18 protein-coding genes are annotated in these 24,651 nt (G+C 54.9%); 14 read left to right on the top strand and 4 right to left on the bottom strand.

The features are described from left to right. Positions 1–165 precede the first annotated feature (165 nt). The 7 genes from ACERJC_RS03820 (at position 166) to ACERJC_RS03850 (ending at position 8,486) form a co-directional block, all read left to right on the top strand. Entirely contained in the window at positions 166–2,430 is a 2,265-nt protein-coding gene (locus ACERJC_RS03820) for a ComEC family protein (RefSeq protein WP_373671067.1), read from the top strand. 36 nt (positions 2,431–2,466) lie between these two features. After that, positions 2,467–4,215, top strand: a complete 1,749-nt coding sequence (msbA, locus tag ACERJC_RS03825; protein ID WP_152405251.1) for a lipid A ABC transporter ATP-binding protein/permease MsbA — start codon at positions 2,467–2,469, stop codon at positions 4,213–4,215. Further along, positions 4,212–5,189 (top strand): tetraacyldisaccharide 4'-kinase, encoded by a 978-nt coding sequence (gene lpxK / locus ACERJC_RS03830; RefSeq protein WP_373671068.1) that lies wholly within the window; start codon positions 4,212–4,214, stop codon positions 5,187–5,189. The genes msbA and lpxK overlap by 4 nt, the downstream gene beginning before the upstream one ends. A gap of 41 nt (positions 5,190–5,230) precedes the next feature. Beyond that, entirely contained in the window at positions 5,231–6,463 is a 1,233-nt protein-coding gene (locus ACERJC_RS03835; RefSeq protein ID WP_286633032.1) for a winged helix-turn-helix domain-containing protein, read from the top strand. 51 nt (positions 6,464–6,514) lie between these two features. After that, entirely contained in the window at positions 6,515–6,697 is a 183-nt protein-coding gene (ycaR, locus tag ACERJC_RS03840; RefSeq protein WP_042320194.1) for a protein YcaR, read from the top strand. Next, a complete protein-coding gene (gene kdsB, locus ACERJC_RS03845; RefSeq protein ID WP_373671069.1) occupies positions 6,694–7,440 on the top strand; it encodes a 3-deoxy-manno-octulosonate cytidylyltransferase in 747 nt (248 codons plus the stop codon). The genes ycaR and kdsB overlap by 4 nt, the downstream gene beginning before the upstream one ends. Positions 7,441–7,592: 152 nt before the next feature. Continuing rightward, complete coding sequence (locus tag ACERJC_RS03850) at positions 7,593–8,486, top strand: YcbJ family phosphotransferase (protein WP_042320190.1); 894 nt, start codon at positions 7,593–7,595, stop codon at positions 8,484–8,486. On the opposite strand, the gene elyC is transcribed toward ACERJC_RS03850, so the two are convergent. After that, positions 8,463–9,242 carry an envelope biogenesis factor ElyC gene (gene elyC / locus ACERJC_RS03855; protein WP_373671070.1) on the bottom strand — a complete coding sequence of 260 codons (780 nt, stop codon included), beginning with the start codon at positions 9,240–9,242 and terminating at the stop codon, positions 8,463–8,465. The two genes, ACERJC_RS03850 and elyC, sit on opposite strands and share 24 nt — an antisense overlap. A gap of 135 nt (positions 9,243–9,377) precedes the next feature. On the opposite strand from elyC, the gene cmoM reads away from it, so the two are divergent. From cmoM to ACERJC_RS03890, 7 genes are all read left to right on the top strand, one after another. Next, on the top strand, positions 9,378–10,157 hold the full coding sequence (gene cmoM / locus ACERJC_RS03860; RefSeq protein ID WP_286633036.1) for a tRNA uridine 5-oxyacetic acid(34) methyltransferase CmoM: 780 nt from the start codon (positions 9,378–9,380) through the stop codon (positions 10,155–10,157). 3 nt (positions 10,158–10,160) lie between these two features. Next, complete coding sequence (gene mukF / locus ACERJC_RS03865; protein ID WP_152405245.1) at positions 10,161–11,483, top strand: chromosome partition protein MukF; 1,323 nt, start codon at positions 10,161–10,163, stop codon at positions 11,481–11,483. Next, a complete protein-coding gene (mukE, locus tag ACERJC_RS03870; RefSeq protein ID WP_286633037.1) occupies positions 11,464–12,168 on the top strand; it encodes a chromosome partition protein MukE in 705 nt (234 codons plus the stop codon). Before mukF ends, mukE begins: the two co-directional genes overlap by 20 nt. Continuing rightward, on the top strand, positions 12,168–16,628 hold the full coding sequence (gene mukB / locus ACERJC_RS03875; RefSeq protein ID WP_152405243.1) for a chromosome partition protein MukB: 4,461 nt from the start codon (positions 12,168–12,170) through the stop codon (positions 16,626–16,628). Before mukE ends, mukB begins: the two co-directional genes overlap by 1 nt. 172 nt (positions 16,629–16,800) lie before the next feature. Then, the gene (gene ldtD / locus ACERJC_RS03880; RefSeq protein ID WP_286633040.1) at positions 16,801–18,651 is read left to right on the top strand and encodes a L,D-transpeptidase; all 1,851 of its coding nucleotides are present in this window, start codon (positions 16,801–16,803) and stop codon (positions 18,649–18,651) included. A gap of 176 nt (positions 18,652–18,827) precedes the next feature. Then, positions 18,828–19,376, top strand: coding sequence for a peptidoglycan L,D-endopeptidase MepK (gene mepK, locus ACERJC_RS03885; protein ID WP_061077037.1), 549 nt, complete (start codon positions 18,828–18,830; stop codon positions 19,374–19,376). Positions 19,377–19,395: 19 nt separating this feature from the next. Beyond that, a complete protein-coding gene (locus tag ACERJC_RS03890; protein ID WP_286633041.1) occupies positions 19,396–20,043 on the top strand; it encodes an MBL fold metallo-hydrolase in 648 nt (215 codons plus the stop codon). A 48-nt stretch (positions 20,044–20,091) separates the two neighbouring features. Here the strand turns inward: ACERJC_RS03890 and aspC are convergent, their stop codons facing one another. From aspC to asnS, 3 genes are all read right to left on the bottom strand, one after another. After that, a complete protein-coding gene (aspC, locus tag ACERJC_RS03895) occupies positions 20,092–21,282 on the bottom strand; it encodes an aspartate transaminase (protein ID WP_152405240.1) in 1,191 nt (396 codons plus the stop codon). 183 nt (positions 21,283–21,465) lie between these two features. After that, positions 21,466–22,575, bottom strand: coding sequence for a porin OmpF (ompF, locus tag ACERJC_RS03900; protein WP_276528244.1), 1,110 nt, complete (start codon positions 22,573–22,575; stop codon positions 21,466–21,468). Between the two features lie 602 nt (positions 22,576–23,177). After that, on the bottom strand, positions 23,178–24,587 hold the full coding sequence (asnS, locus tag ACERJC_RS03905; protein ID WP_046478715.1) for an asparagine--tRNA ligase: 1,410 nt from the start codon (positions 24,585–24,587) through the stop codon (positions 23,178–23,180). Positions 24,588–24,651: the final 64 nt, after the last annotated feature.

A 24,651-nucleotide genomic window follows, 5' to 3' on the forward strand; every position in this document is an offset into this window, starting at 1 on the left:
CTTTCTGGGGGCCGTCAAATATAGATAACTGGAATCCACTTCGCATTTGTATTTGTACATCTCAGCCTACTCGCGAAAATAACGGAACGCTTGCTGTAAGTTGCTAAAACGCCACCAGACAACCACAGTGCAAAGCGGCACACTTTCTCTGACAGGGAGGTGTCCATGAAAATAACGACGGTTAGTCTGTGCGCATTAGGGGGGATCTTCCCTTTATTCTTGCTGCCCACGCTTCCAGGTTCAGTGGTTGTGAGCGTCCTGTTTGCGCTGGCCTGTCTGCTCGCTCTGCTCCGCTGGAAAGTGGCGCAGTGTGCCGGGCTCCTCCTGCTGTTTTTTCTCTGGGGCGTCATGGCGGCGAAGCAGTCGCTGTGGGCGGTAAATACATTACCAGTCGCCACGCAGGAGGCGGTCGTAGAGCTTACGGCCACGGATAACATGACAACACATGCCGGGCGGATCACGCATCTTAATGGGCATCGACTTTTCCCTGCCGTAGGCATTGTGCTTTATGACCAATACTTGCCGATAGCACCGTGTGCGGGGCAACGTTGGGCGATGATGCTGAAGGTTCGCGCTATTCACGCCGAGTTGAATGACGGCGGATTTGACAGCCAACGTTATGCCTTAGCACAGCATCAGCCGCTCACCGGTCGCTTTTTGCAGGCAAAGGTGGTCGACAGCGGATGCAGCTGGCGGGCTCGCTATCTCGCCTCGCTGACCGCCTCTCTGGAGAACTATTCCTGGCAGCAGGTCATTCTGGGGCTGGGGATGGGAGAACGCCTGCTGGTCCCGCAGGAGGTCAAAGCGATTATGCGTGATACCGGTACGTCGCATTTGATGGCGATTTCCGGCCTGCATATCGCTTTCGCGGCTTTACTGGCAGCCGCTCTGTTGCGGGGTGTGCAGTTTCTGTTGCCGGTCGCCGGGATCCGCTGGCAACACCCGCTGATTGGTGGGCTTATTTGCGCGGTGTGTTATGCCTGGTTGACCGGACTGCAACCCCCGGCATTACGCACGGTGGTGGCGCTGCTGGTGTGGGGGGCACTGAAATTAAGCGGACGGCAATGGAGCGGTTGGTCGGTCTGGTGCTGCTGTCTGGCGGCCATTCTGGTTGTCGATCCCGTTGCTGTAATCTCGCAAAGCCTGTGGCTTTCTGCCTTTGCCGTTGCGGCGTTGCTGTTCTGGTATCAATGGTTTCCTTGTCCTGCCTTGCGCTTACCGCGCGCCGGGCGTTTGCTTGTTGAACTGGCACATCTGCAACTGGGGATTACCCTGTTGCTCCTGCCGCTACAAATTGCGCTGTTTCACGGTATCAGCCTGACCTCTTTAGTCGCAAATCTGTTTGCTGTTCCGCTGGTTACGTTTGTCAGCGTTCCGCTGATCCTCGCTGGAATGGTGGTTCACCTCACCGGTCCGCTGTTTCTCGAGGGCGGACTCTGGTATCTGGCCGATCGTTCATTGGCCACGTTATTCTGGGCGCTTAAGCTCTTGCCTGCAGGGTGGATCAATGTTGATGTTCGTTGGCAGTGGCTGGTCTTTGTCCCCTGGCTGATGTTACTCGGCTGGCGATTCGTTGCATGGCGCATCTTTCCCGGCCTCTGTCTGGCGACGCTGGCGCTATTGAGTTGGCCGTTCTGGAGTCCGACACGTACCGACGCCTGGCAGGTGCACATGCTGGATGTTGGACAAGGGTTGTCGATGGTCATCGCCCGCAACGGCAAAGCGTTACTCTACGATACCGGGTTGGCCTGGCCGGGGGGTGACAGCGCGCAGCAGATCATCATTCCATGGCTGCGCTGGCACCATCTGCAGCCAGAGGGCATCATTCTCAGCCATGAGCATCTCGACCATCGCGGTGGACTACACTCTTTACAGACAACCTGGCCAACGCTTTGGGTACGCAGCCCGTTAGGCTGGCCGGGCCATTTGCCCTGTTATCGTGGCGAGACGTGGCAATGGCAGGGATTGCGGTTTAGCGTGCACTGGCCGTTGAAGGGGGACCAGACGCAGGGAAATAACCACTCCTGTGTCGTAAAGATTGATGATGGCATGCACAGTATTCTGCTGACGGGTGATATAGAGTCCCCGGCGGAACAGAAAATGTTAAGCCATTACTGGCAACATCTTTCAGCGACGGTAGTCCAGGTACCACATCATGGCAGCAACAGTTCTTCTTCACTGGCATTCATTCAACGCGCCAATGGCCGGGCGGCGCTGGCCTCGGCATCACGCTACAACGCCTGGCGGCTGCCGTCCCACAAGGTGAAGCAGCGCTATCAGCAACAGGGGTACAGGTGGTGTGATACCCCGCATCAGGGGCAAATTTCGCTGGATTTTTCAACACAGGGCTGGCAGGTCATCAGCCTGCGGGAGCAAATTTTACCTCGTTGGTATCATCAGTGGTTTGGCGTGTCAGACGATAACGGGTAGAATATGCGGCTATTTCAACAGATGCTGGTTTCTTGAATGCATAACGATAAAGATCTCTCTACGTGGCAGACGTTTCGCCGACTGTGGCCAACCATTGCGCCTTTCAAATCGGGTCTGATCGTGGCGGGTGTTGCGTTAATCCTCAACGCGGCCAGCGATACCTTCATGTTATCGCTCCTCAAACCATTACTGGACGATGGTTTTGGTAAAACAGATCGCTCAGTGTTGCTTTGGATGCCGCTGGTGGTTATTGGGCTGATGATTTTACGTGGTATCACCAGCTATATCTCCAGCTACTGTATTTCCTGGGTATCAGGAAAAGTGGTGATGACCATGCGTCGTCGCCTGTTTGGTCATATGATGGGCATGCCGGTTTCCTTCTTTGACAAGCAGTCCACCGGGACGCTGCTTTCTCGTATTACTTACGATTCTGAACAGGTTGCCTCTTCGTCTTCCGGCGCGCTGATTACTGTTGTGCGTGAAGGCGCATCCATTATCGGCCTGTTCATCATGATGTTCTATTACAGCTGGCAGTTGTCGATCATCCTGGTTGTGCTGGCACCTATCGTGTCGATTGCGATTCGTGTGGTCTCCAAACGTTTTCGCGCCATCAGTAAGAATATGCAGAATACGATGGGGCAGGTGACGACCAGCGCGGAACAGATGCTGAAAGGCCACAAAGAGGTGCTGATCTTCGGTGGTCAGGGGGTGGAAACGAAGCGCTTCGACAAAGTCAGTAACAAGATGCGCTTGCAGGGAATGAAGATGGTTTCTGCCTCTTCCATTTCCGATCCAATCATCCAGTTGATAGCGTCTCTGGCGCTGGCGTTTGTTCTGTACGCGGCCAGCTTCCCAAGCGTTATGGACAGCCTGACGGCAGGGACGATCACCGTGGTCTTCTCGTCAATGATTGCCCTGATGCGCCCGCTGAAATCACTTACCAACGTCAACGCCCAGTTCCAGCGCGGTATGGCCGCATGCCAGACCTTATTTGCAATTCTGGATAGCGAGCAGGAAAAAGACGAAGGTAAACGCGTGATTGAACGTGCGACCGGCGATCTGGAATTCCGCAATGTGACCTTTACCTATCCGGGCCGCGAAGTGCCGGCTCTGCGCAATATCAACCTGAAAATCCCGGCAGGCAAAACCGTTGCGCTGGTGGGGCGTTCAGGTTCCGGTAAATCAACCATTGCCAGTCTGATCACGCGTTTTTACGACATCAATGAAGGCGAAATCCTCATGGATGGTCACGATCTACGTGAGTACACCCTGGCCTCGTTGCGTAATCAGGTGGCGCTGGTTTCGCAAAACGTGCATCTGTTCAACGACACGGTGGCGAACAACATCGCCTACGCGCGAACTGAGCAGTATAGCCGTGAGCAGATCGAAGAAGCGGCTCGTATGGCCTATGCCATGGACTTTATCAATAAAATGGATGACGGCCTTGATACGGTGATCGGCGAAAACGGCGTGTTGCTGTCCGGCGGTCAGCGTCAGCGTATCGCCATTGCGCGCGCCTTGCTGCGAGACAGCCCGATTCTGATCCTTGATGAAGCCACGTCAGCGCTGGATACCGAATCAGAGCGCGCCATTCAGGCGGCGCTGGACGAACTGCAGAAAAACCGCACCTCGCTGGTTATTGCGCACCGTCTCTCAACCATCGAGCAGGCTGATGAAATTGTGGTCGTGGAAGATGGTCTGATTGTGGAACGCGGTACGCACAGCGAACTGCTGGAACATCGCGGCGTCTATGCGCAACTGCACAAAATGCAATTTGGCCAATGATCGCACGTATCTGGTCCGGTGAGTCGCCCTTATGGCGACTGTTACTCCCTCTCTCCTGGCTGTACGGTCTGGTGAGCGGGGGTATTCGTCTGTGTTATATGCTCGGGATCAAGCGCGCCTGGCGTGCACCGGTGCCGGTGGTGGTGGTCGGTAACCTGACGGCGGGCGGTAACGGTAAAACGCCGGTAGTGATCTGGCTGGTGGAACAGCTCCAGCGGCGCGGTCTTCGCGTTGGGGTGGTTTCCCGCGGTTACGGTGGCAAAGCGGCGTCTTATCCCTTACTGCTGAATGCCGAAACGACCACAGCAGAAGCGGGTGATGAACCGGTGCTGATTTATCAGCGCACCGGCGCACCGGTATCGGTATCACCCAACCGGGCCGACGCGGTTAAAGCGATTCTGGCGCATCACGATGTACAGATTATCGTCACCGATGATGGCCTTCAGCACTACCGTCTGGCTCGCGATGTTGAGATTGTAGTGGTGGATGGCGTGCGTCGTTTCGGTAACGGCTGGTGGCTACCGGCAGGCCCGATGCGTGAGCGGGCCGGTCGCCTGAAAACGGTGGATGCGGTCATTGTCAACGGTGGCATCCCGCAGGCGGGGGAGATCCCGATGCGTCTGGCGGCAGGACTGGCTGTGAACCTGCGTACCGGTGAGCGTCGCGATGTCGCGCAACTGCAAAATGTCGTGGCGATGGCGGGTATTGGTCATCCGCCACGCTTTTTTGCCACGTTAGAGGCCTGCGGCGTACAGCCACAGAAATGTGTTCCGCTGGCAGATCATCAGGCGTTGACTTCGCGTGATGTCAACGGCTTACTGAACTCGTCGCAAACGCTGATCATGACGGAGAAGGACGCCGTTAAGTGCCGCGCCTTTGCTGAAGACAACTGGTGGTATCTCCCTGTCGACGCACATCTGTCGGGGACAGAACCTGAGACATTACTCGAAAAATTGATCTCGCTGATACGTTAGCGCACCACTATAACGGCAGCGAATGAATGAGGGAATCATGAATGTCGTTGCCGTACCTCTCTCTTACGGATGCCCGTAACCTTCATCTCGCCGCCCAGGGGCTGTTAAAAAAACCACGCCGCCGCGCGCTGGCGAGCGATATCCTGCCGACGATTACCCGCATGTCGCTGCTGCAAATTGATACCATCAATATTGTTGCCCGCAGCCCCTACCTTGTGTTGTTCAGCCGACTGGGGGATTACGCGATACAGTGGCTGGATGACGCCCTGACGCAGGGCGAGTTGATGGAGTACTGGGCCCATGAGGCCTGCTTCCTGCCGCGCAGTGACTTCACGTTGATACGCCACCGGATGCTGGCCCCTGAAAAAATGGGCTGGAAGTACCAGGCGGCGTGGATGAAAGAGCATGCTGGCGAAATTGAGCAACTGTTGCAGCATATCCATCAAAACGGGCCGGTTCGCTCAGCGGACTTTGAGCACCGGCGTAAAGGTAACAGCGGCTGGTGGGACTGGAAGCCGCACAAGCTACATCTGGAAGGGCTGTTCACGGCAGGAAAGGTGATGGTGATTGAACGGCGTAATTTCCAACGTGTCTACGATCTCACGCATCGCGTCATGCCGCACTGGGATGATGAACGCGATCTGCTTCCACGGGCGCAAGCGGAATCTGTCATGCTGGACAACAGCGCGCGCAGCCTGGGGATTTTTCGCGAGCAGTGGCTGGCAGATTACTACCGTCTGAAACGTCCCGAATTACAAAACTGGCGTGACGTGCGGGCTGAACAGCAGCAGATCGTTCCGGTCGAGGTCGAAAGCCTCGGGCCGCTGTGGTTGCATGCGGATATGCTGCCGCTGCTTGAACAGGCGCAGGCAGGAAAGCTGACCGCGACACATAGCGCGGTGCTGTCGCCGTTTGATCCGGTGGTCTGGGATCGCAAACGTGCGGAGCAACTGTTTGATTTCAGCTACCGGCTGGAATGTTACACGCCGGCGCCAAAGCGGCAATATGGCTACTTTGTCCTGCCTTTGCTCCACCGGGGGCAACTGGTGGGGCGGATGGACGCCAAAATGCACCGTAAGACCGGCGTACTGGAAGTGATTTCTCTCTATCTGCAGGAGGGGGTAAAGCCAGGTGTGACGCTACAAAACGGGTTACAGCAGGCGATAACCGATTTCGCCCGCTGGCAGAATGCCGCCCGCGTGACGCTGGGCCACTGTCCGGAAGGGATATTTGCACAATGTCGGCAGGGGTGGGAAATAGACGCAGTCGCATGAGCGAGTATGATAAGATCTCCTCATTCACTACCCGGTCCATCTGGAGGAACTATGGATCATCGTCTGCTTGAAATCGTTGCCTGCCCGGTCTGTAACGGAAAACTCTGGTACAACCAGGAAAAACAAGAACTGATCTGCAAACTGGATAACCTCGCTTTTCCGCTGCGTGATGGCATTCCCGTATTGCTGGAAACTGAGGCCCGCGTGTTAGCGGCTGATGAGCGTAAATCATGAGTTTTGTCGTCATTATTCCTGCCCGCTACGCCTCTACGCGTCTGCCGGGTAAGCCGTTGCAGGACATCAACGGTAAGCCGATGATTGTACATGTGCTGGAGCGCGCCCGTGAATCCGGCGCTGAGCGCATTATTGTCGCGACCGATCATGAAGACGTCGCGCGCGCCGTTGAAGCTGCGGGTGGGGAAGTGTGCATGACCCGCGTCGACCACCAGTCGGGGACTGAACGTCTGGCAGAGGTGGTCGAGAAGTGTGGCTTCAGTGATGACACCGTGATCGTCAACGTGCAGGGTGATGAGCCGATGATCCCGGCCGTCATCATTCGCCAGGTGGCGGAAAACCTGGCGCAGCGTCAGGTTGGAATGGCCACGCTCGCGGCACCTATTCACGGTACAGAAGAGGCGTTCAATCCTAATGCGGTGAAGGTCGTACTGGATGCCGAAGGCTATGCACTGTATTTCTCGCGTGCCACAATCCCCTGGGATCGCGACCGTTTTGCGAAGAGTCGGGAGACCGTTGGCGATACCTTCCTGCGTCACCTTGGTATTTACGGCTACCGCGCCGGATTTATCCGCCGTTATGTGAGCTGGCAGCCCAGTCCGCTGGAAAATATTGAGATGCTGGAGCAACTCCGCGTGCTGTGGTACGGCGAAAAAATCCACGTGGCCGTGGCAAAAGAGGTACCCGGGACCGGTGTTGACACCGCAGAAGACCTCGAGCGCGTTCGCGCTGAAATGCGTTAATTCTCTTTACGACACTCCGCTCTTTAGTGAGAGGAGTGTCGTACCGTTACGATTTTCCTCGTTTTTTCTTTTCAACAATTGATCTCATCCGGGTGACATCTGTCGGAGTGGCGCTCATTATAAAAGCAGTAGCTTTTATGAGGGCAATCTGAATGGAACAGCTGCGCGCCGAATTAAGTCATTTACTGGGCGAAAAACTGAGCCGCATTGAATGCGTGAATGAAAAAGTCGACACAGCGCTGTGGGCGCTCTATGACAGTCAGGGCAACCCGATGCCGTTGATGGCCCAAAGTTTCACTACGCCGGGGGTCGCACAGCAACTGGCCTGGAAAACCACCATGTTAGCGCGTAGTGGCACCGTGCGAATGCCGGTTATTTATGGTGTGATGACCCACGACGAGCATCCCGGCCCGGATGTCTTACTGCTGGAACGTCTACGTGGCGTCCCGGTTGAAGCGCCAGCCCGGACGCCGGAACGCTGGGAACAGCTCAAAGATCAGATTGTCGAAGGGTTACTGGCCTGGCACCGTCAGGATAGCCGCGGCTGCGTCGGCGCGGTGGATAATACGCAGGAGAATATTTGGCCTTCCTGGTACCGACAGCGTGTTGAGGTGCTCTGGAGCACGCTCAACCAGTTCAACAACACCGGGCTGACGATGCAGGATAAACGCATTCTGTTTCGCACCCGCGAATGCCTGCCGGCGCTGTTTGACGGATTTAACGACAACTGTGTGCTGGTGCATGGCAATTTCAGTCTGCGCAGCATGCTAAAAGATGCCCGAAGCGACCAGCTTCTGGCGATGGTGGGGCCAGGCATCATGCTCTGGGCGCCACGGGAGTACGAACTGTTCCGGCTGGTGGATAATACGCTGGCGGAAGGGTTGCTCTGGCACTACCTGCAACGCGCGCCAGTGGCGGAATCGTTCATCTGGCGGCGTTGGTTATATGTGTTATGGGATGAAGTTGCGCAACTGGTTAATACCGGGCGTTTCAACCGCTCTCATTTTGATCTTGCCGCGAAATCACTCCTGCCCTGGCTCGCCTGAAGTCCCTTTCAGCCACTGCCAGACCCTCCCCAGCGTCTCATAGCTTGCCCGATCGCTATGCATCAACCATACGGGAGAGGGGATCGCCCGTTCCCACGGATTCAATGGGGAATCGATGGCCAGTTGATTCGCCGGAGCCGGCAGTGGGTTTAATCCGGCCTGTTGAAAGAAAATCATCGCTCGTGGCAGATGAGAGGCGGAAGTGACCAGCAGGAATGGCGCGTCGCCGATGGCCTGCTTCACGGCGGCGGCTTCTTCCTCGGTATCTTTGGGCCTGTCCAGCACAATGATATCCTCTCCCGGTACGCCCAGCGATTGTGCCACCCGCGCGCCGGCTTCAGCCGTACTCACTGGATTGGTTCTGGCATTCGCGCCGGTAAAAATCAATTTTGAACCCGGGTTGGCCCGCCACAGCCGTATTCCCTCATTAAGACGCGGCAGACTGTTATTGATCAGGTTGGAACTGGGGGCCCACTGTGGGTTCCAGGTATAGCCGCCGCCCAGTACGACGATGTATTTCACTTTCTGCGTATCCTGCCAGGTCGGGTAGCTCGCTTCTATCGGGCGCAGCAGATGATCGGCAACGGGTTGCAGGCTAAGCAGGAACAGCGTCAGCCAACTGACACTGATAAATACCTTCCCGGTTTTCTGAAAACGACTAAACCACAGCAGCGCCAGGCCGATACCCATCATCAGGAGCAGAAAAGGGAGAGGCAGCAGCATGCCGCCAATCACTTTCTTGAGTGTAAAAAGCATCCTTTTTGGTTCCTTTTTTGACCATATAGCAGAAGAATAATCGGGATATTACACCAGAGAGGTTCATTCTCCGCGCGGGTGTGACAAAATAGCGGTTTTATCAGAGAACACCTAAGCCAGCCTGTGGAGAGCCCGATGCGGGATCGCAATTTTGATGACATTGCTGAGAAGTTTTCCCGTAATATTTACGGCACCACAAAAGGGCAGCTAAGACAGGCGATCCTGTGGCAGGATCTCGACCGTGTCCTGGCGGATTACGGCTCGCAGAAACTGCGGGTGCTGGATGCCGGCGGCGGTGAAGGGCAGACGGCCATTAAAATGGCAGAGCGTGGCCATCACGTGACGCTGTGCGATCTGTCCGGTGAGATGATCGCCCGTGCGCAACGGGCGGCAGAAGATAAAGATGTGAGCCACAACATGCATTTTATACAATGCGCCGCTCAGGATGTTGCTTCGCATTTGGAAAGCCCCGTTGATCTGATATTGTTTCACGCTGTGCTGGAGTGGGTCGCCGATCCGGTCAGTGTGTTAGAGACCCTGTGGTCCGTATTGCGTCCCGGTGGCGTACTGTCGTTAATGTTCTACAATGCCAACGGTCTGTTGATGCATAACATGGTGGCAGGGAACTTTGACTACGTACAGATAGGGATGCCAAAGCGTAAGAAGCGTACCCTTTCGCCAGACTATCCGCGTGAGCCAGGGCAGGTTTACCAGTGGCTGGAACAGATTGGCTGGCAGATCACCGGGAAGACCGGGGTGCGTGTGTTTCATGATTATCTGCGTGAGAAACATCAGCAGCGTGACTGTTATGAGATATTGCTTGAATTAGAAACGCGTTATTGTCGCCAGGAGCCGTATGTCAGCCTGGGTCGTTACATTCACGTCACCGCGCGTAAACCGCAGATGCAAGGATAACCTATGAGTGAATTTTCCCAGACAGTCCCCGAACTGGTTGCCTGGGCCAGAAAAAATGACTTCACTATTTCGCTGCCGGTAGACCGACTCTCGTTCCTGCTGGCGGTGGCCACGCTGAACGGCGAGCGCCTGGACGGTGAGATGAGTGAAGGCGAACTGGTGGACGCGTTCCGCCATGTAAGTGATGCGTTTGAGCAAACCAGCGAAACCATTGGCGTGCGCGCGAACAATGCGATCAACGATATGGTGCGTCAACGTCTGCTGAACCGCTTTACCAGTGAGCAGGCAGAAGGGAACGCGATTTATCGCCTGACGCCGCTCGGCATTGGCATTACGGATTACTATATTCGCCAGCGTGAATTTTCCACACTGCGTCTGTCGATGCAGTTGTCGATAGTCGCGGGTGAACTCAAACGCGCGGCGGATGCCGCCGATGAGGGCGGTGATGAATTCCATTGGCACCGCAACGTCTATGCGCCGCTCAAGTATTCGGTGGCAGAAATTTTCGACAGCATCGATCTGACTCAGCGCATCATGGATGAACAGCAGCAGCAGGTGAAAGATGATATCGCGCAGCTGTTGAATAAAGACTGGCGCGCGGCGATTTCGAGCTGTGAGCTGTTACTCTCGGAAACGTCCGGCACCCTGCGCGAGTTGCAGGATACGCTGGAAGCGGCAGGCGATAAATTACAGGCCAATCTGCTGCGCATTCAGGATGCGACGCTGGCCCATGACGATCTGCATTTTGTCGACAGGCTGGTGTTTGACCTGCAAAGCAAGCTGGATCGTATTATCAGTTGGGGCCAGCAGTCGATCGACCTGTGGATCGGCTATGACCGCCACGTTCATAAATTTATCCGTACTGCCATCGATATGGATAAAAACCGCGTCTTTGCCCAGCGCTTACGTCAGTCGGTACAGACCTATTTTGACGAGCCGTGGGCGCTGACCTATGCCAATGCCGATCGTCTGCTGGATATGCGCGACGAAGAGATGGCGCTGCGCGATGAAGAGGTTACCGGGGAACTTCCGCCGGACTTAGAGTACGAAGAGTTTAATGAGATCCGCGAACAGCTGGCGGCGATTATCGAAGGCCAACTGGCTATCTATAAATCGAAAGAGACGCCGCTGGATCTCGGCCTGGTAGTGCGCGAGTATCTTGCGCAATACCCGCGTGCGCGTCATTTCGACGTTGCGCGCATTGTTATCGATCAGGCGGTACGTCTTGGCGTAGCGCAAGCAGACTTCACCGGACTGCCAGCCAAATGGCAGCCGATTAATGATTACGGAGCCAAGGTACAGGCGCATGTCATTGACAAATATTGAACAAGTGATGCCGGTTAAGCTGGCGCAGGCGTTGGCGAATCCGTTATTTCCAGCGCTGGATAGCGCATTACGTTCAGGCCGTCACATTGGTCTGGATGAACTGGATAATCATGCCTTTCTGATGGATTTTCAGGACGACCTGGAAGAGTTTTACAGCCGCTATAACGTGGAATTGATCCGCGCGCCGGAAGGGTTTTTCTACCTGCGTCCGCGTTCAACGACCATTATCCCGCGTTCCGTGTTGTCTGAACTGGACATGATGGTCGGTAAAATTCTTTGCTACCTCTATCTCAGCCCGGAGCGGCTGGCGAATGAAGGGATTTTCACGCAGCAGGAGTTGTATGACGAGCTGCTGACGTTGGCTGACGAAGCCAAACTGTTGAAGCTGGTAAATAACCGTTCAACCGGCTCCGACGTCGACCGCCAGAAGTTACAGGAAAAAATGCGCTCGTCGTTAAACCGTCTGCGCCGTTTAGGCATGGTGTGGTTTATGGGACACGACAGCAGCAAATTCCGTATTACGGAATCGGTGTTCCGCTTTGGCGCAGATGTGCGCAGTGGCGATGATCCGCGGGAAGCGCAGCGTCGCCTGATTCGCGATGGCGAAGCGATGCCGGTCGAAAACCACCTGCAGCTCAATGATGAGACCGAAGAGAATCAGCCGGACAGTGGAGAAGAAGAATAATGATTGAACGCGGTAAATTTCGCTCACTAACGCTGATTAACTGGAACGGTTTCTTTGCCCGCACCTTTGACCTGGATGAACTGGTTACCACGCTTTCCGGGGGGAACGGCGCGGGGAAATCCACCACCATGGCGGCGTTCGTCACAGCGCTTATCCCGGACTTAACCCTGTTGCACTTTCGTAACACTACCGAAGCCGGGGCGACCAGTGGCTCACGTGATAAAGGCCTGCACGGTAAGCTGAAAGCGGGTGTCTGCTATTCAATGCTGGACACGATCAACTCGCGGCATCAACGCGTGGTGGTTGGCGTACGTTTGCAGCAGGTGGCCGGACGCGACCGTAAAGTCGACATCAAACCGTTTGCCATTCAGGGGCTGCCGATGTCGGTGCAGCCCACGCAGCTGGTGACGGAAACGCTGAACGAGCGTCAGGCGCGCGTCCTGCCGTTGACGGAGCTTAAAGAGAAGCTCGACGAAATGGAAGGCGTGCAGTTTAAGCAGTTCAACTCGATAACCGACTACCATTCGCTGATGTTCGATCTGGGCCTCATCGCCCGTCGTCTGCGCTCTGCCTCCGATCGTAGTAAATTCTATCGCCTGATTGAAGCCTCGCTGTACGGCGGGATTTCCAGCGCGATCACCCGTTCTCTGCGCGACTACCTGCTGCCAGAAAACAGCGGGGTGCGTAAGGCGTTCCAGGATATGGAAGCCGCGCTGCGGGAAAACCGTCTGACGCTGGAAGCTATTCGCGTCACCCAGTCCGATCGCGATCTGTTTAAACACCTGATCAGCGAAGCCACCAACTACGTGGCGGCGGACTATATGCGCCACGCCAATGAGCGTCGGATCCACCTCGATAAAGCGCTGGAGTTTCGTCGTGAACTGTACACCTCGCGCAAACAGCTGGCGGCGGAGCAATATAAGCACGTCGATATGGCGCGTGAGTTGGGCGAGCACAACGGCGCGGAAGGCGATCTCGAAGCCGATTATCAGGCAGCGAGCGATCACCTGAACCTGGTGCAAACGGCGCTGCGTCAGCAGGAAAAAATTGAACGTTATGAAGCGGATCTCGACGAGTTGCAGATCCGTCTCGAAGAACAAAACGAAGTGGTAGCGGAAGCTGCCGATCGCCAGGAAGAGAACGAAGCCCGCGCCGAGGCTGCCGAGCTGGAAGTGGATGAGCTGAAAAGCCAACTGGCGGATTACCAGCAGGCGCTGGACGTTCAGCAGACCCGTGCCATCCAGTACAACCAGGCGATCTCCGCACTGGAGCGCGCCAGAGCGGTATGTCATTTGCCGGATCTGACGGCCGATAGCGCCGCCCAGTGGCTGGAGACTTTCCAGGCGAAAGAGCAGGAAGCGACCGAAAAAATGCTCTCGCTGGAGCAGAAAATAAGCGTGTCGCAAACCGCGCACAGTCAGTTTGAGCAGGCGTATCAGCTGGTGGTGGCGATCAATGGCCCGCTGGCGCGAAATGAGGCCTGGGGCGTGGCGCGTGAACTGTTGCGTGAAGGCGTTGATCAGCGTCACCTGGCGGAGCAGGTGCAGCCGCTGCGCATGCGACTGAGCGAACTTGAACAGCGTCTGCGCGAGCAGCAGGAAGCCGAACGTCTGTTGGCGGAATTCTGTAAGCGTCAGGGCAAAAACTTCGATATTGATGAACTGGAAGCCCTGCACCAGGAGCTGGAGGCGCGTATCGCCTCGCTGTCTGACAATGTCTCCAGCGCGCACGAACAGCGCATGGCGCTGCGTCAGGAGCAGGAACAGCTACAGTCCCGCATTCAGCACTTAATGCAGCGTGCGCCTGTCTGGCTTGCGGCACAAAACAGCCTGAGCCAGCTCAGCGAACAGTGTGGCGAAGAGTTCACCTCTGGCCAGGAAGTGACTGAATATTTACAGCAATTGCTCGAGCGTGAACGTGAAGCGATTGTGGAACGCGACGAAGTTGGCGCGCGCAAGAATGCCGTCGATGAAGAGATCGAACGCTTAAGTCAGCCTGGCGGTTCGGAAGATCAGCGCCTGAACGCGCTGGCGGAACGCTTCGGCGGTGTGCTGCTGTCAGAAATTTATGACGACGTCAGCCTTGAGGATGCGCCGTACTTCTCCGCGCTGTATGGCCCATCACGCCATGCCATCGTGGTGCCGGACCTGTCGCTTATCGCCGAGCAACTGGAAGGGTTGACGGATTGCCCGGAAGATTTGTATCTGATTGAAGGGGATCCGCAGTCGTTTGATGACAGCGTCTTCAGCGTAGACGAACTGGAAAAAGCGGTGGTGGTGAAAATCGCCGATCGCCAGTGGCGTTATTCGCGCTTCCCGTCCGTACCGCTGTTTGGCCGCGCGGCGCGGGAAAATCGTATCGAAACTCTGCATGCCGAGCGTGAAGGGTTGTCCGAGCGTTTTGCCACGCTCTCTTTTGACGTACAGAAAACGCAGCGTCTGCATCAGGCGTTCAGCCGTTTCATTGGTAGCCATCTTTCGGTGGCGTTTGAATCCGATCCGGAAGCTGAAATTCGTCAGCTCAACAGTCGTCGCGTTGAACTGGAACGTGCGCTGACCGCTCACGAAAATGACAACCAGCAGCAGCGTCTGCAGTACGAGCAGGCCAAAGAAGGCGTTGCCGCACTGAACCGTCTGCTGCCGCGTCTGAATCTGCTGGCTGACGACAGCCTGGCGGATCGCGTCGAGGAGATCCGCGAGCGTCTGGATGAAGCGCAGGAAGCGGCGCGCTTTGTGCAGCAGCACGGCAACCAACTGGCTAAACTGGAACCGATGGTTTCGGTACTACAGAGCGATCCGGAACAGTTCGAACAGTTGAAAGAAGACTACGCGTATTCCCAGCAGACGCAGCGTGATGCGCGTCAGCAGGCGTTTGCGCTGACTGAAGTGGTTCAGCGTCGTGCGCACTTCGGCTATTCCGACTCGGCGGAAATGCTCAGCGGCAACAGCGATCTGAATGAAAAGCTGCGTGAGCGACTGGAACATGCGGAAGCCGAACGTACCCGCGCCCGTGAAGCCCTGCGCGGCCATGCGGCGCAACTGAGTCAGTACAATCAGGTTCTGGCCTCGCTGAAAAGCTCTTATGACACCAAGAAAGAGCTGCTCAACGATCTACAGCGTGAGTTGCAGGATATTGGCGTTCGTGCTGACAGTGGAGCGGAAGAGCGGGCGCGCATTCGTCGCGATGAACTGCACGCGCAGCTCAGCAATAACCGTGCGCGGCGTAACCAGCTCGAAAAAGCGCTCACCTTCTGTGAAGCGGAGATGGATAACCTGACCCGCAAACTTCGCAAGCTGGAACGCGATTACCATGAAATGCGTGAGCAGGTGGTGACCGCGAAAGCCGGCTGGTGCGCAGTGATGCGGCTGGTGAAAGACAGCGGCGTCGAGCGTCGCCTGCACCGCCGTGAGCTGGCTTATCTCTCGGGTGACGAACTGCGTTCCATGTCGGATAAGGCGCTGGGTGCGCTGCGTCTGGCGGTCGCTGATAACGAACATCTGCGTGACGTTCTGCGTCTGTCGGAAGATCCGAAGCGTCCGGAACGTAAGATCCAGTTCTTTGTCGCGGTGTATCAGCACCTGCGCGAGCGTATCCGTCAGGATATCATTCGTACTGATGATCCAGTGGAAGCCATCGAACAGATGGAAATTGAGCTGGGCCGTCTGACCGAAGAGCTGACTTCCCGTGAACAGAAACTGGCGATCAGCTCACGCAGTGTGGCAAACATTATTCGCAAGACCATCCAGCGTGAACAGAACCGTATCCGTCAGCTCAACCAGGGGCTGCAGAGCGTATCGTTCGGCCAGGTTCACAGCGTGCGTCTGAACGTGAATGTGCGTGAAACCCATGCCACGCTGCTGGAAGTGTTGTCTGAACAGCATGAGCAGCATCAGGATCTGTTCAACAGCAATCGCCTGACCTTCTCGGAAGCGCTGGCGAAGCTGTATCAGCGCCTGAATCCGCAGATCGACATGGGGCAGCGTACGCCGCAGACCATTGGTGAGGAGTTGCTGGACTATCGTAACTATCTCGAAATGGAAGTGGAAGTCAACCGGGGTTCCGACGGCTGGCTGCGTGCGGAGTCCGGTGCGCTGTCGACCGGTGAAGCGATCGGGACCGGGATGTCTATCCTGGTGATGGTGGTTCAGAGCTGGGAAGATGAAGCGCGTCGTCTGCGCGGGAAAGACATCTCCCCATGCCGTCTGCTGTTCCTCGATGAAGCGGCCCGTCTGGATGCGCGCTCCATTGCGACGCTGTTCGAGCTGTGCGAGCGTCTGCAAATGCAGTTGATCATCGCGGCACCGGAAAACATCAGTCCGGAGAAGGGCACCACCTATAAGCTGGTTCGTAAAGTTTTCCAGAATACGGAACACGTCCACGTGGTCGGACTGCGCGGGTTTGCCCCGCAGTTGCCTGACCCTCTCCCCGGTGAGGCTGATGCCCCGTCAGAGGCCAGCTAAAACCCCAAAGACGGCTGAAAAGCCGTCTTTTTCATTTCTTAATCAGCGGATTTCAGGTGCATTTTCTTTAAACTTCTTTACATTAGGTTAGGCAATCACATAACAGCCTTTCTATAATGAAGGAAAGCTCCGGTAGATGTGAGCACGTCGTAATGTAACCAGAGGGCAAGGGATGTTGCTTAATAAAATTGGTGGTCGTCGGCTCTCGGCAATGAGTTTATGCCTGGCCGTAGCATTCGCTCCACTGTTCAGTGTTCAGGCTGATGAGCCTGAAGTTATACCTGGCGACAGCCCCGTTGTTGCCAGTGAGCAGAGCCTCGCCCAGCCGCAGGCGCAATCTGGCGCGACGGCCGTGATGGCGGGTCTGCAGCCTCTTCCTGAAGGGGCGGCGGAAAAGGCGCGGACTGAACTGCAGTCGCAACTTCCCTCGGGCTACACGCCTGTCTATATGAATCAGCTTGAATTGCTCTATGCGGCGCGCGATATGAAACCCATGTGGGAAAATCGTGAAGCCGTAAAAGCGTTCCAGCAACAGCTAGCTGAGGTCGCCATCGCTGGTTTCCAGCCTCAGTTTACTACCTGGGTGGCGTTACTGACCGATCCTGGCGTTAACGGTATGACACGCGATCTGGTGTTGTCTGATGCGATGATGGGTTATCTCCATTTGATAGCCAATATCCCGGTCAAGGGCAACCGTTGGCTGTACAGCAGCAAGCCGTATGCGCTGGCGACGCCACCGCTGTCGGTTCTCAATCAGTGGCAGGTCGCGCTGGATAATGGGCAACTCCCGACGTTTATTGCCGGGCTGGCGCCTCAGCACCCTCAGTATGCATCGATGCACGCGTCGCTATTGACGCTGGTGGGCGATTCACGTCCGTGGCCGCAACTAACCGGCAAAGCAACGCTGCGACCGGGTCAGTGGAGCAACGACGTGCCGGCACTGCGGGAAATACTGCAACGTACCGGGATGCTGGAAGGGGGACCTAAAATTGCGCTGCCGGGTGATGAGACCCCGTCAGAGGCGGTAGTCAGCCCGTCTGCTGTTGCCGTTGAAACCCCGATCGTTGACGCCGCGAAACAGACCACCCCGCGCAGTAAGCCAGCATCGGCTGTTCGTGCCGCGTATGATAAAGAGCTGGTTGAAGCGGTAAAACGCTTCCAGACCTGGCAAGGGCTGGGCGCGGATGGCGCAATTGGCCCTGCCACGCGTGACTGGCTGAACATGACGCCCGCGCAGCGTGCGGGCGTACTGGCACTCAATATCCAGCGTCTGCGCTTGCTTCCGTCTGAACTTTCGACGGGAATTATGGTGAATATTCCGGCGTATTCGCTGGTTTATTACCAGAACGGTAATCAAGTACTGGCGTCCCGGGTGATTGTTGGTCGTCCCGATCGTAAAACGCCGATGATGAGCAGCGCGCTGAATAACGTGGTGGTCAATCCACCGTGGAACGTCCCGCCGACGCTGGCACGTAAAGACATTCTGCCCAAACTGTGGAACGATCCGGGCTACCTTGAACGTCACGGTTATACCGTGATGCGAGGCTGGAACAGCAGAGAGGCGATAGATCCGTGGCAGGTTGACTGGTCAACCATCACGCCGTCAAATTTACCGTTCCGTTTCCAGCAGGCGCCTGGCGCGCGTAACTCGCTGGGCCGCTATAAGTTCAATATGCCCAGTTCCGATGCTATCTATCTGCACGATACGCCGAACCACAATCTGTTCCAGAAGGATACCCGGGCGCTCAGTTCCGGCTGTGTGCGCGTAAACAAGGCGTCGGAACTGGCAAATATGCTGTTGCAGGACGCGGGCTGGAACGATACGCGCATTTCCGATGCGCTAAAGCAGGGTGACACGCGCTATGTGAATATTCGCCAGACTATTCCGGTCAACCTTTACTACCTGACGGCGTTTGTTGGTGCAGACGGGCGCACCCAGTATCGTACAGATATTTACAATTATGATCTGACGGCGCGATCCAGCGCACAAATTGTGGCAAAAGCTGAGCAATTAATCAGGTAAATGAAGAGGTTCTGGTTAATCTGTTGTCGTAATATTTGGTAGTGACAGGGGCATCGGCCCAGAAGCCCCGTCATTACTGGGGTTGGGCCAACTTGACGGCAGCGTTGTTGCCAGTTAAGGTGCCTATCGTGCGCTAAAGCATATAGACGATAACATTGACCTGTAGACCTTAAACCATGGACAAATTTGACGCTAATCGCCGCAAACTGCTGGCGTTAGGTGGTGCTGCCCTCGGCGCTGCCATCTTGCCTGTGCCTGCGTTTGCCACACTCTCTACCCCGCGTCCGCGTATTTTGACTCTGAGTAACCTCAACACCGGAGAGTCAATCAAAGCGGAATTTTTTGATGGCAGAGCTTATATTCAGGATGAATTAGCCAAACTTAACCATTTTTTCCGTGACTATCGCGCGAATAAGGTGAAGTCCATCGATCCCGGACTCTTCGATCAGCTTTTCCGCCTGCAAGGGCTGCTGGGAACGCGTAAACCCGTTCAGCTGATTTCCGGTTATCGTTCACTGGATACCAACAATGAATTGCGTGCGCACAGCCGTGGGGTAGCGAAACAAAGCTATCACACCAAAGGCCAGGCAATGGATTTTCATATTGAAGGAATTTCGTTAAGTAATATTCGCAAAGCCGCGTTATCTATGCGCGCAGGTGGTGTAGGATACTACCCACGCAGTAACTTTGTGCATATTGACACCGGGCCGGCGCGGCACTGGTGATTAACGAAACAGGAGCAGTATGAACTATCGTATTATTCCGGTCACCGCGTTCTCCCAGAACTGTTCTTTGATCTGGTGTGAGCAAACGCGTCTGGCAGCGCTTGTCGATCCCGGCGGTGATGCTGAGAAAATCAAACAGGAAGTGGACGCCAGCGGCATTACGCTGACGCAAATCCTGCTCACTCACGGACACCTCGATCATGTGGGTGCCGCGGCGGAACTGGCGCAGCACTATAGCGTACCGGTTATCGGTCCGGAAAAAGAAGATGAGTTCTGGTTGCAGGGTCTGCCAGCTCAGAGTCGCATGTTTGGCCTCGGCGAATGTCAGCCACTGACACCCGACCGTTGGCTTAACGAAGGAGATCGTGTCAGCGTAGGGAATGTGACTTTACAGGTGTTGCATTGCCCGGGCCATACGCCTGGACACGTTGTCTTCTTTGACGAGCAGTCGCAACTTCTCATTTCAGGCGACGTGATTTTTAAAGGCGGAGTAGGGCGTAGTGATTTCCCGCGCGGCGATCACAACCAGTTGATTGATTCGATTAAACGTAAGCTGTTGCCGTTAGGCGATGACGTGACGTTTATTCCAGGTCATGGACCGCTGTCGACGCTGGGCTATGAACGGTTGCACAATCCGTTCCTGCAGGATGAAATGCCTGTCTGGTAATCCCCATTAAAAAGCCCGCTTATCGCGGGCTTTGTTTTATCGGAAGTCTTACAGCACGGCGACAATGGCTTCGCACAGCGGTGCCATGTTATCCGGGGTCATCCCGGCGACGTTGACGCGGCCAGAAGCCACCGCGTAGACGCCAAACTCTTCACGCAGACGCAGAACCTGATCTTTGGTCAGGCCGCTGAAAGAGAACATGCCGTTTTGTTTGATGATAAAGCTGAAATCGCGATCCGCCCCTTTCTCTTGCAGGGTATTCACAAACAGCAGACGCATACGCTGAATGCGCTGACGCATGTCGGTCAGTTCCTGTTCCCAGATTGCGCGCAGTGCATCGTTGCTGAGAATGGTGGCAACCACAGATGCGCCGTGGGCTGGCGGGTTAGAGTAGTTTGCACGAATAACGGATTTCATCTGGCTGAAGGCGCGGTCAACGGTTTCCGTATCTGCCGCAACCAGCGTACAGGCACCGACACGCTCGTTGTACAGGCCAAAGTTCTTGGAATAGGAACTCGCGACAATCAGCTCTTTGTGCAGCGCGGCGAACGCGCGCAGTCCTTCCGCATCTTCTTCCAGACCACGGGCGAAGCCCTGATACGCGAAGTCGAACAGCGGTAACCAGCCTTTCTCGACGGAAAGCTGAGCCAGTGTTTGCCACTGCTCAAGCGTAGGATCGATACCGGTTGGGTTATGGCAGCATCCGTGGAACAGCACCACGTCGCCAGCCTGCGCTTCGCTCAGGCTGTTTTGCAGCGCGTCGAAGTCCAGAGAATGGTTTTCTGCGTCGTAATAAGCGTACTCGCGTACTTCCAGCCCGGCGGAGTTAAACACGCTCTTATGGTTTGGCCAGCTCGGGTTGCTCACCCATACGCGTTTTACTGCCGTATTTTTTGCCAGGAAGTCGGCAGCAACGCGCAGCGCGCCGGTGCCACCCGGCGTTTGCGCCGTGCGTGCGCGTTTGTCGTTAATCAGCGCGCTACCTTTACCGAACAGCAATTCCTGTGTGCAACGGCCAAATTCCGGAATACCGTCAATGCCGAGGTAGTTTTTCGTTGTTTCATTTTCGAGTAGGTATTGCTCGGCTTTTTTAACGCTGGTCAGCACTGGCGTTTTGCCAGTTTCATCTTTATAGACACCGATCCCAAGGTTAATTTTCGAAGGACGGTCATCAGCACGAAACAGATCGGCCAGACCCAGAATGGGGTCGGCAGGGGCGGCAGTAATGTTCTCAAACATGACGAGGTTCCATTGTGGTTACAGAAGGGAAATCCGTTATCAGGTTAACGGTAGATTTACAAAATGCCAACCGTTAGTGATGAAAACCCTGCAGGTTTTTTGAAGTCGCAAGATTTGGCTGACAGGCATAAAAAAACAGGACCGAAGTCCTGTTTTTTAGGCATTTAACAAAGGGGTCTGCTATTAGAACTGGTATACGATACCGACAGCAACGGTGTCGTCAGAGTTCACGCCCAGTTTGTTGTCAGAATCAATCTGGTTGATCTGATAGTCAACATAGGTGGACATGTTTTTGTTGAAGTAGTAGGTTGCGCCCACTTCAACGTAGTTCACCAGATCTTCGCTACCTACACCTTCTACGTCTTTCGCTTTAGATTTGTTGTAGGAGATGGACGGACGCAGACCGAAATCGAACTGGTACTGAGCCACAACGAAGAAGTCCTGAGTTTTGTTTGCGAAGCCGCCTTTGATTGGGGTAGCGTTACGGGTTTCACCGTAGTTGGTTGCCAGGTAGATGTTGTTCGCGTCATATTTCAGACCCGTCGCCCACTGCTCAGCTTTTTCACCACTGCCGAGCAGTGCCGAATCCTGCTGTGCATTAGTACGGTCAGCGGCACCGTAAGCACCAACAATGCCGAAGCCATTCATTTCGTAGCTAATAGAACCGCCGACACCGTCACCGTTAGAACGACGAACATCGCTGAAGTTGTTGTTGGTCGGATCGGTAGAGTCAACTTCGTAGCTGCTTGCACGCTCGTTTTTACCCAGGTACTGAACACCGAAGTTCAGGCCATCAACCAGACCGAAGAAGTTAGAGTTACGGTAGGTCGCAACGCCACCAACACGGCCAACGAAGAAGTTATCGCTGTACGCAGTATCACCGCCGAATTCTGGCAGCATATCGGTGTAACCCAGTGCATCGTAAACGATACCGTAGTTACGACCGTAGTCGAAGGAGCCCGCGTCACCGAATTTCAGACCGGCGAACGCCAGACGGGTTTTGTTACCTTTCTGTGCGTCATCGCCGCCTTCAGAGCGGTTACCCTGGAATTGATATTCCCACTGGCCGTAACCGGTCAGTTGGTCATTGATCTGAGTTTCCCCTTTGAAACCAAGGCGAGCATAAGTCTCGTCGCCATCGTTGTCTTTGTTATCAGAAAAATAGTGCAGACCAACGGTTTTACCGTACAGGTCCAGTTTGTTGCCGTCTTTGTTGTAGATTTCTGCAGCGTTAGCTGCACCGGCTACCAGCAGGGCAGGGATAACCACTGCCAGAATATTGCGCTTCATCATTATTTATTACCCTCATTGGTTTTTTTATGACACCTGCCACTGCCGCCAATAAATTTCGTCAATAAAAATTTACGGAACTATTGATGAGAGTTTGGTGTCTTTATGTGTCTGACAGGCATCTTTCCATTCAAACTATCGTTTCGCTACCGTGAAAGTGCTACAAAGATAGAGAATTAGTTTCAGAAAGAAAAAATGTGTAACTAAATATTACTTTTCTGGAACTTTGTGAACGACATCAAATTTCGAAACGATTTCAGCTCCAGATCACCCCACTTATATCTATTTATATGATTTTCTTATCTTTAATTTGGATAAAAGAAAAATAGCGTACAGAAAGTAGACGTTTCCAGTTTTGCTTATGGCTATTTCTGGACGTCTGGAATGCTGTGGAATTGTCTATAAAACGTGCTATTGGATGAGGAAATACTAATCCGCAAGAATGATGCGGTTTATTTTTTGTACAGAAATATTACGGCGTAACATCAGGTAACAGGAGAAGGGGTTTTGGGGGTTGCTATTAGAGTTGCTTACTTATTACTCACAAAACCTGACATTTCAGCCAATAAAAAAGGCCAGCGGGGCTGGCCTTTTGGCGAACGGTTTTAGAACGTCGCGTTACGCGGTGTGCGCGGGAAGGCGATCACATCACGAACGTTCTGTACGCCGGTAACGTACGCGATCAGACGCTCGAAGCCGAGACCGAAGCCGGAGTGCGGCACGGTGCCGTAGCGACGCAGATCGCGATACCACCAGTAGTCTTCTTTATTCAGGCCCATTTCCAGCATACGCGCATCCAGCACATCCAGACGCTCTTCACGCTGAGAACCACCGATGATTTCACCGATACCCGGAGCCAGAACGTCCATCGCGGCAACGGTTTTACCGTCTTCGTTCAGGCGCATATAGAACGCTTTAATCTCTTTCGGATAGTTTTTCACCACTACCGGCGCTTTAAAGTGTTCTTCTGCCAGATAACGTTCGTGTTCGGAGGAGAGATCGACACCCCAGTAAACCGGGTTTTCGAACTTTCTGCCTTTCTTAATGCACTCTTCCAGAATGGCGACCGCATCAGTGTAATCCACCTGGGCGAAATCCGCCTCGATGAAGCGTTCCAGACGACTAATCGCCTCTTTATCCACGCGCTCGGCAAAGAACTTCATGTCGTCAGCTCGCTCGGTCAGTACGGTTTTGAAGGCATATTTCAGCATGCCTTCCGCCAGACCGGCAATGTCGCTCAGGTTGGCGAAGGCCACTTCCGGTTCCAGCATCCAGAACTCCGCCAGGTGACGGGTGGTGTTGGAATTTTCCGCACGGAAGGTCGGACCGAAGGTATAGATCTTCGACAACGCGCAGGCGTAAGTTTCGCCGTTCAACTGGCCGGATACGGTCAGGAAGGACTCTTTACCAAAGAAGTCTTTGTCGAAATCCACTTTGCCCTGATCGTTACGCGGCAGGTTTTCCAGGTCCAGCGTCGACACGCGGAACATCTCACCCGCACCTTCGGTATCAGACGCGGTGATAAGCGGAGTGGAAACCCAGAAGAAGCCCTGCTCATCGAAGAAGCGGTGCAGCGCCTGTGCCAGCGTGTGGCGAACACGAGCGACGGCACCAATCATGTTGGTACGCGGACGCAGGTGCGCAACTTCACGCAGGTACTCAATGCTGTGACGTTTCGCCGCCATCGGGTAGGTGTCAGGATCTTCAACCCAGCCGCTGACTTCAACCTCAGTGGCCTGGATCTCAAAACTCTGTCCTTGTCCCGGAGAGGCCACAACCTTGCCGGTAACGATAACGGAGCAGCCGGTGGTCAGACGCAGCACTTCTTCATTGTAATTGGGCAGAGAATTATTGATGACGGCCTGTACAGGATCAAAGCAGGAACCGTCATAAACGGCGAGGAAGGAGATGCCAGCTTTTGAATCTCGGCGGGTACGTACCCATCCGCGCACGGTGACTTCGCTGTCAACGGCTACGCGGCCCTGGAGTACGTCGGCTACAGGCACAACGCTCATAATATTCTCTCTGTTAATAGTCCGATATATAAACACATGTTCCCCGGAATGGGGATTTCCTATG

Source organism: Citrobacter telavivensis (assembly GCF_041807075.1).
Lineage (GTDB): Bacteria > Pseudomonadota > Gammaproteobacteria > Enterobacterales > Enterobacteriaceae > Citrobacter_A > Citrobacter_A telavivensis.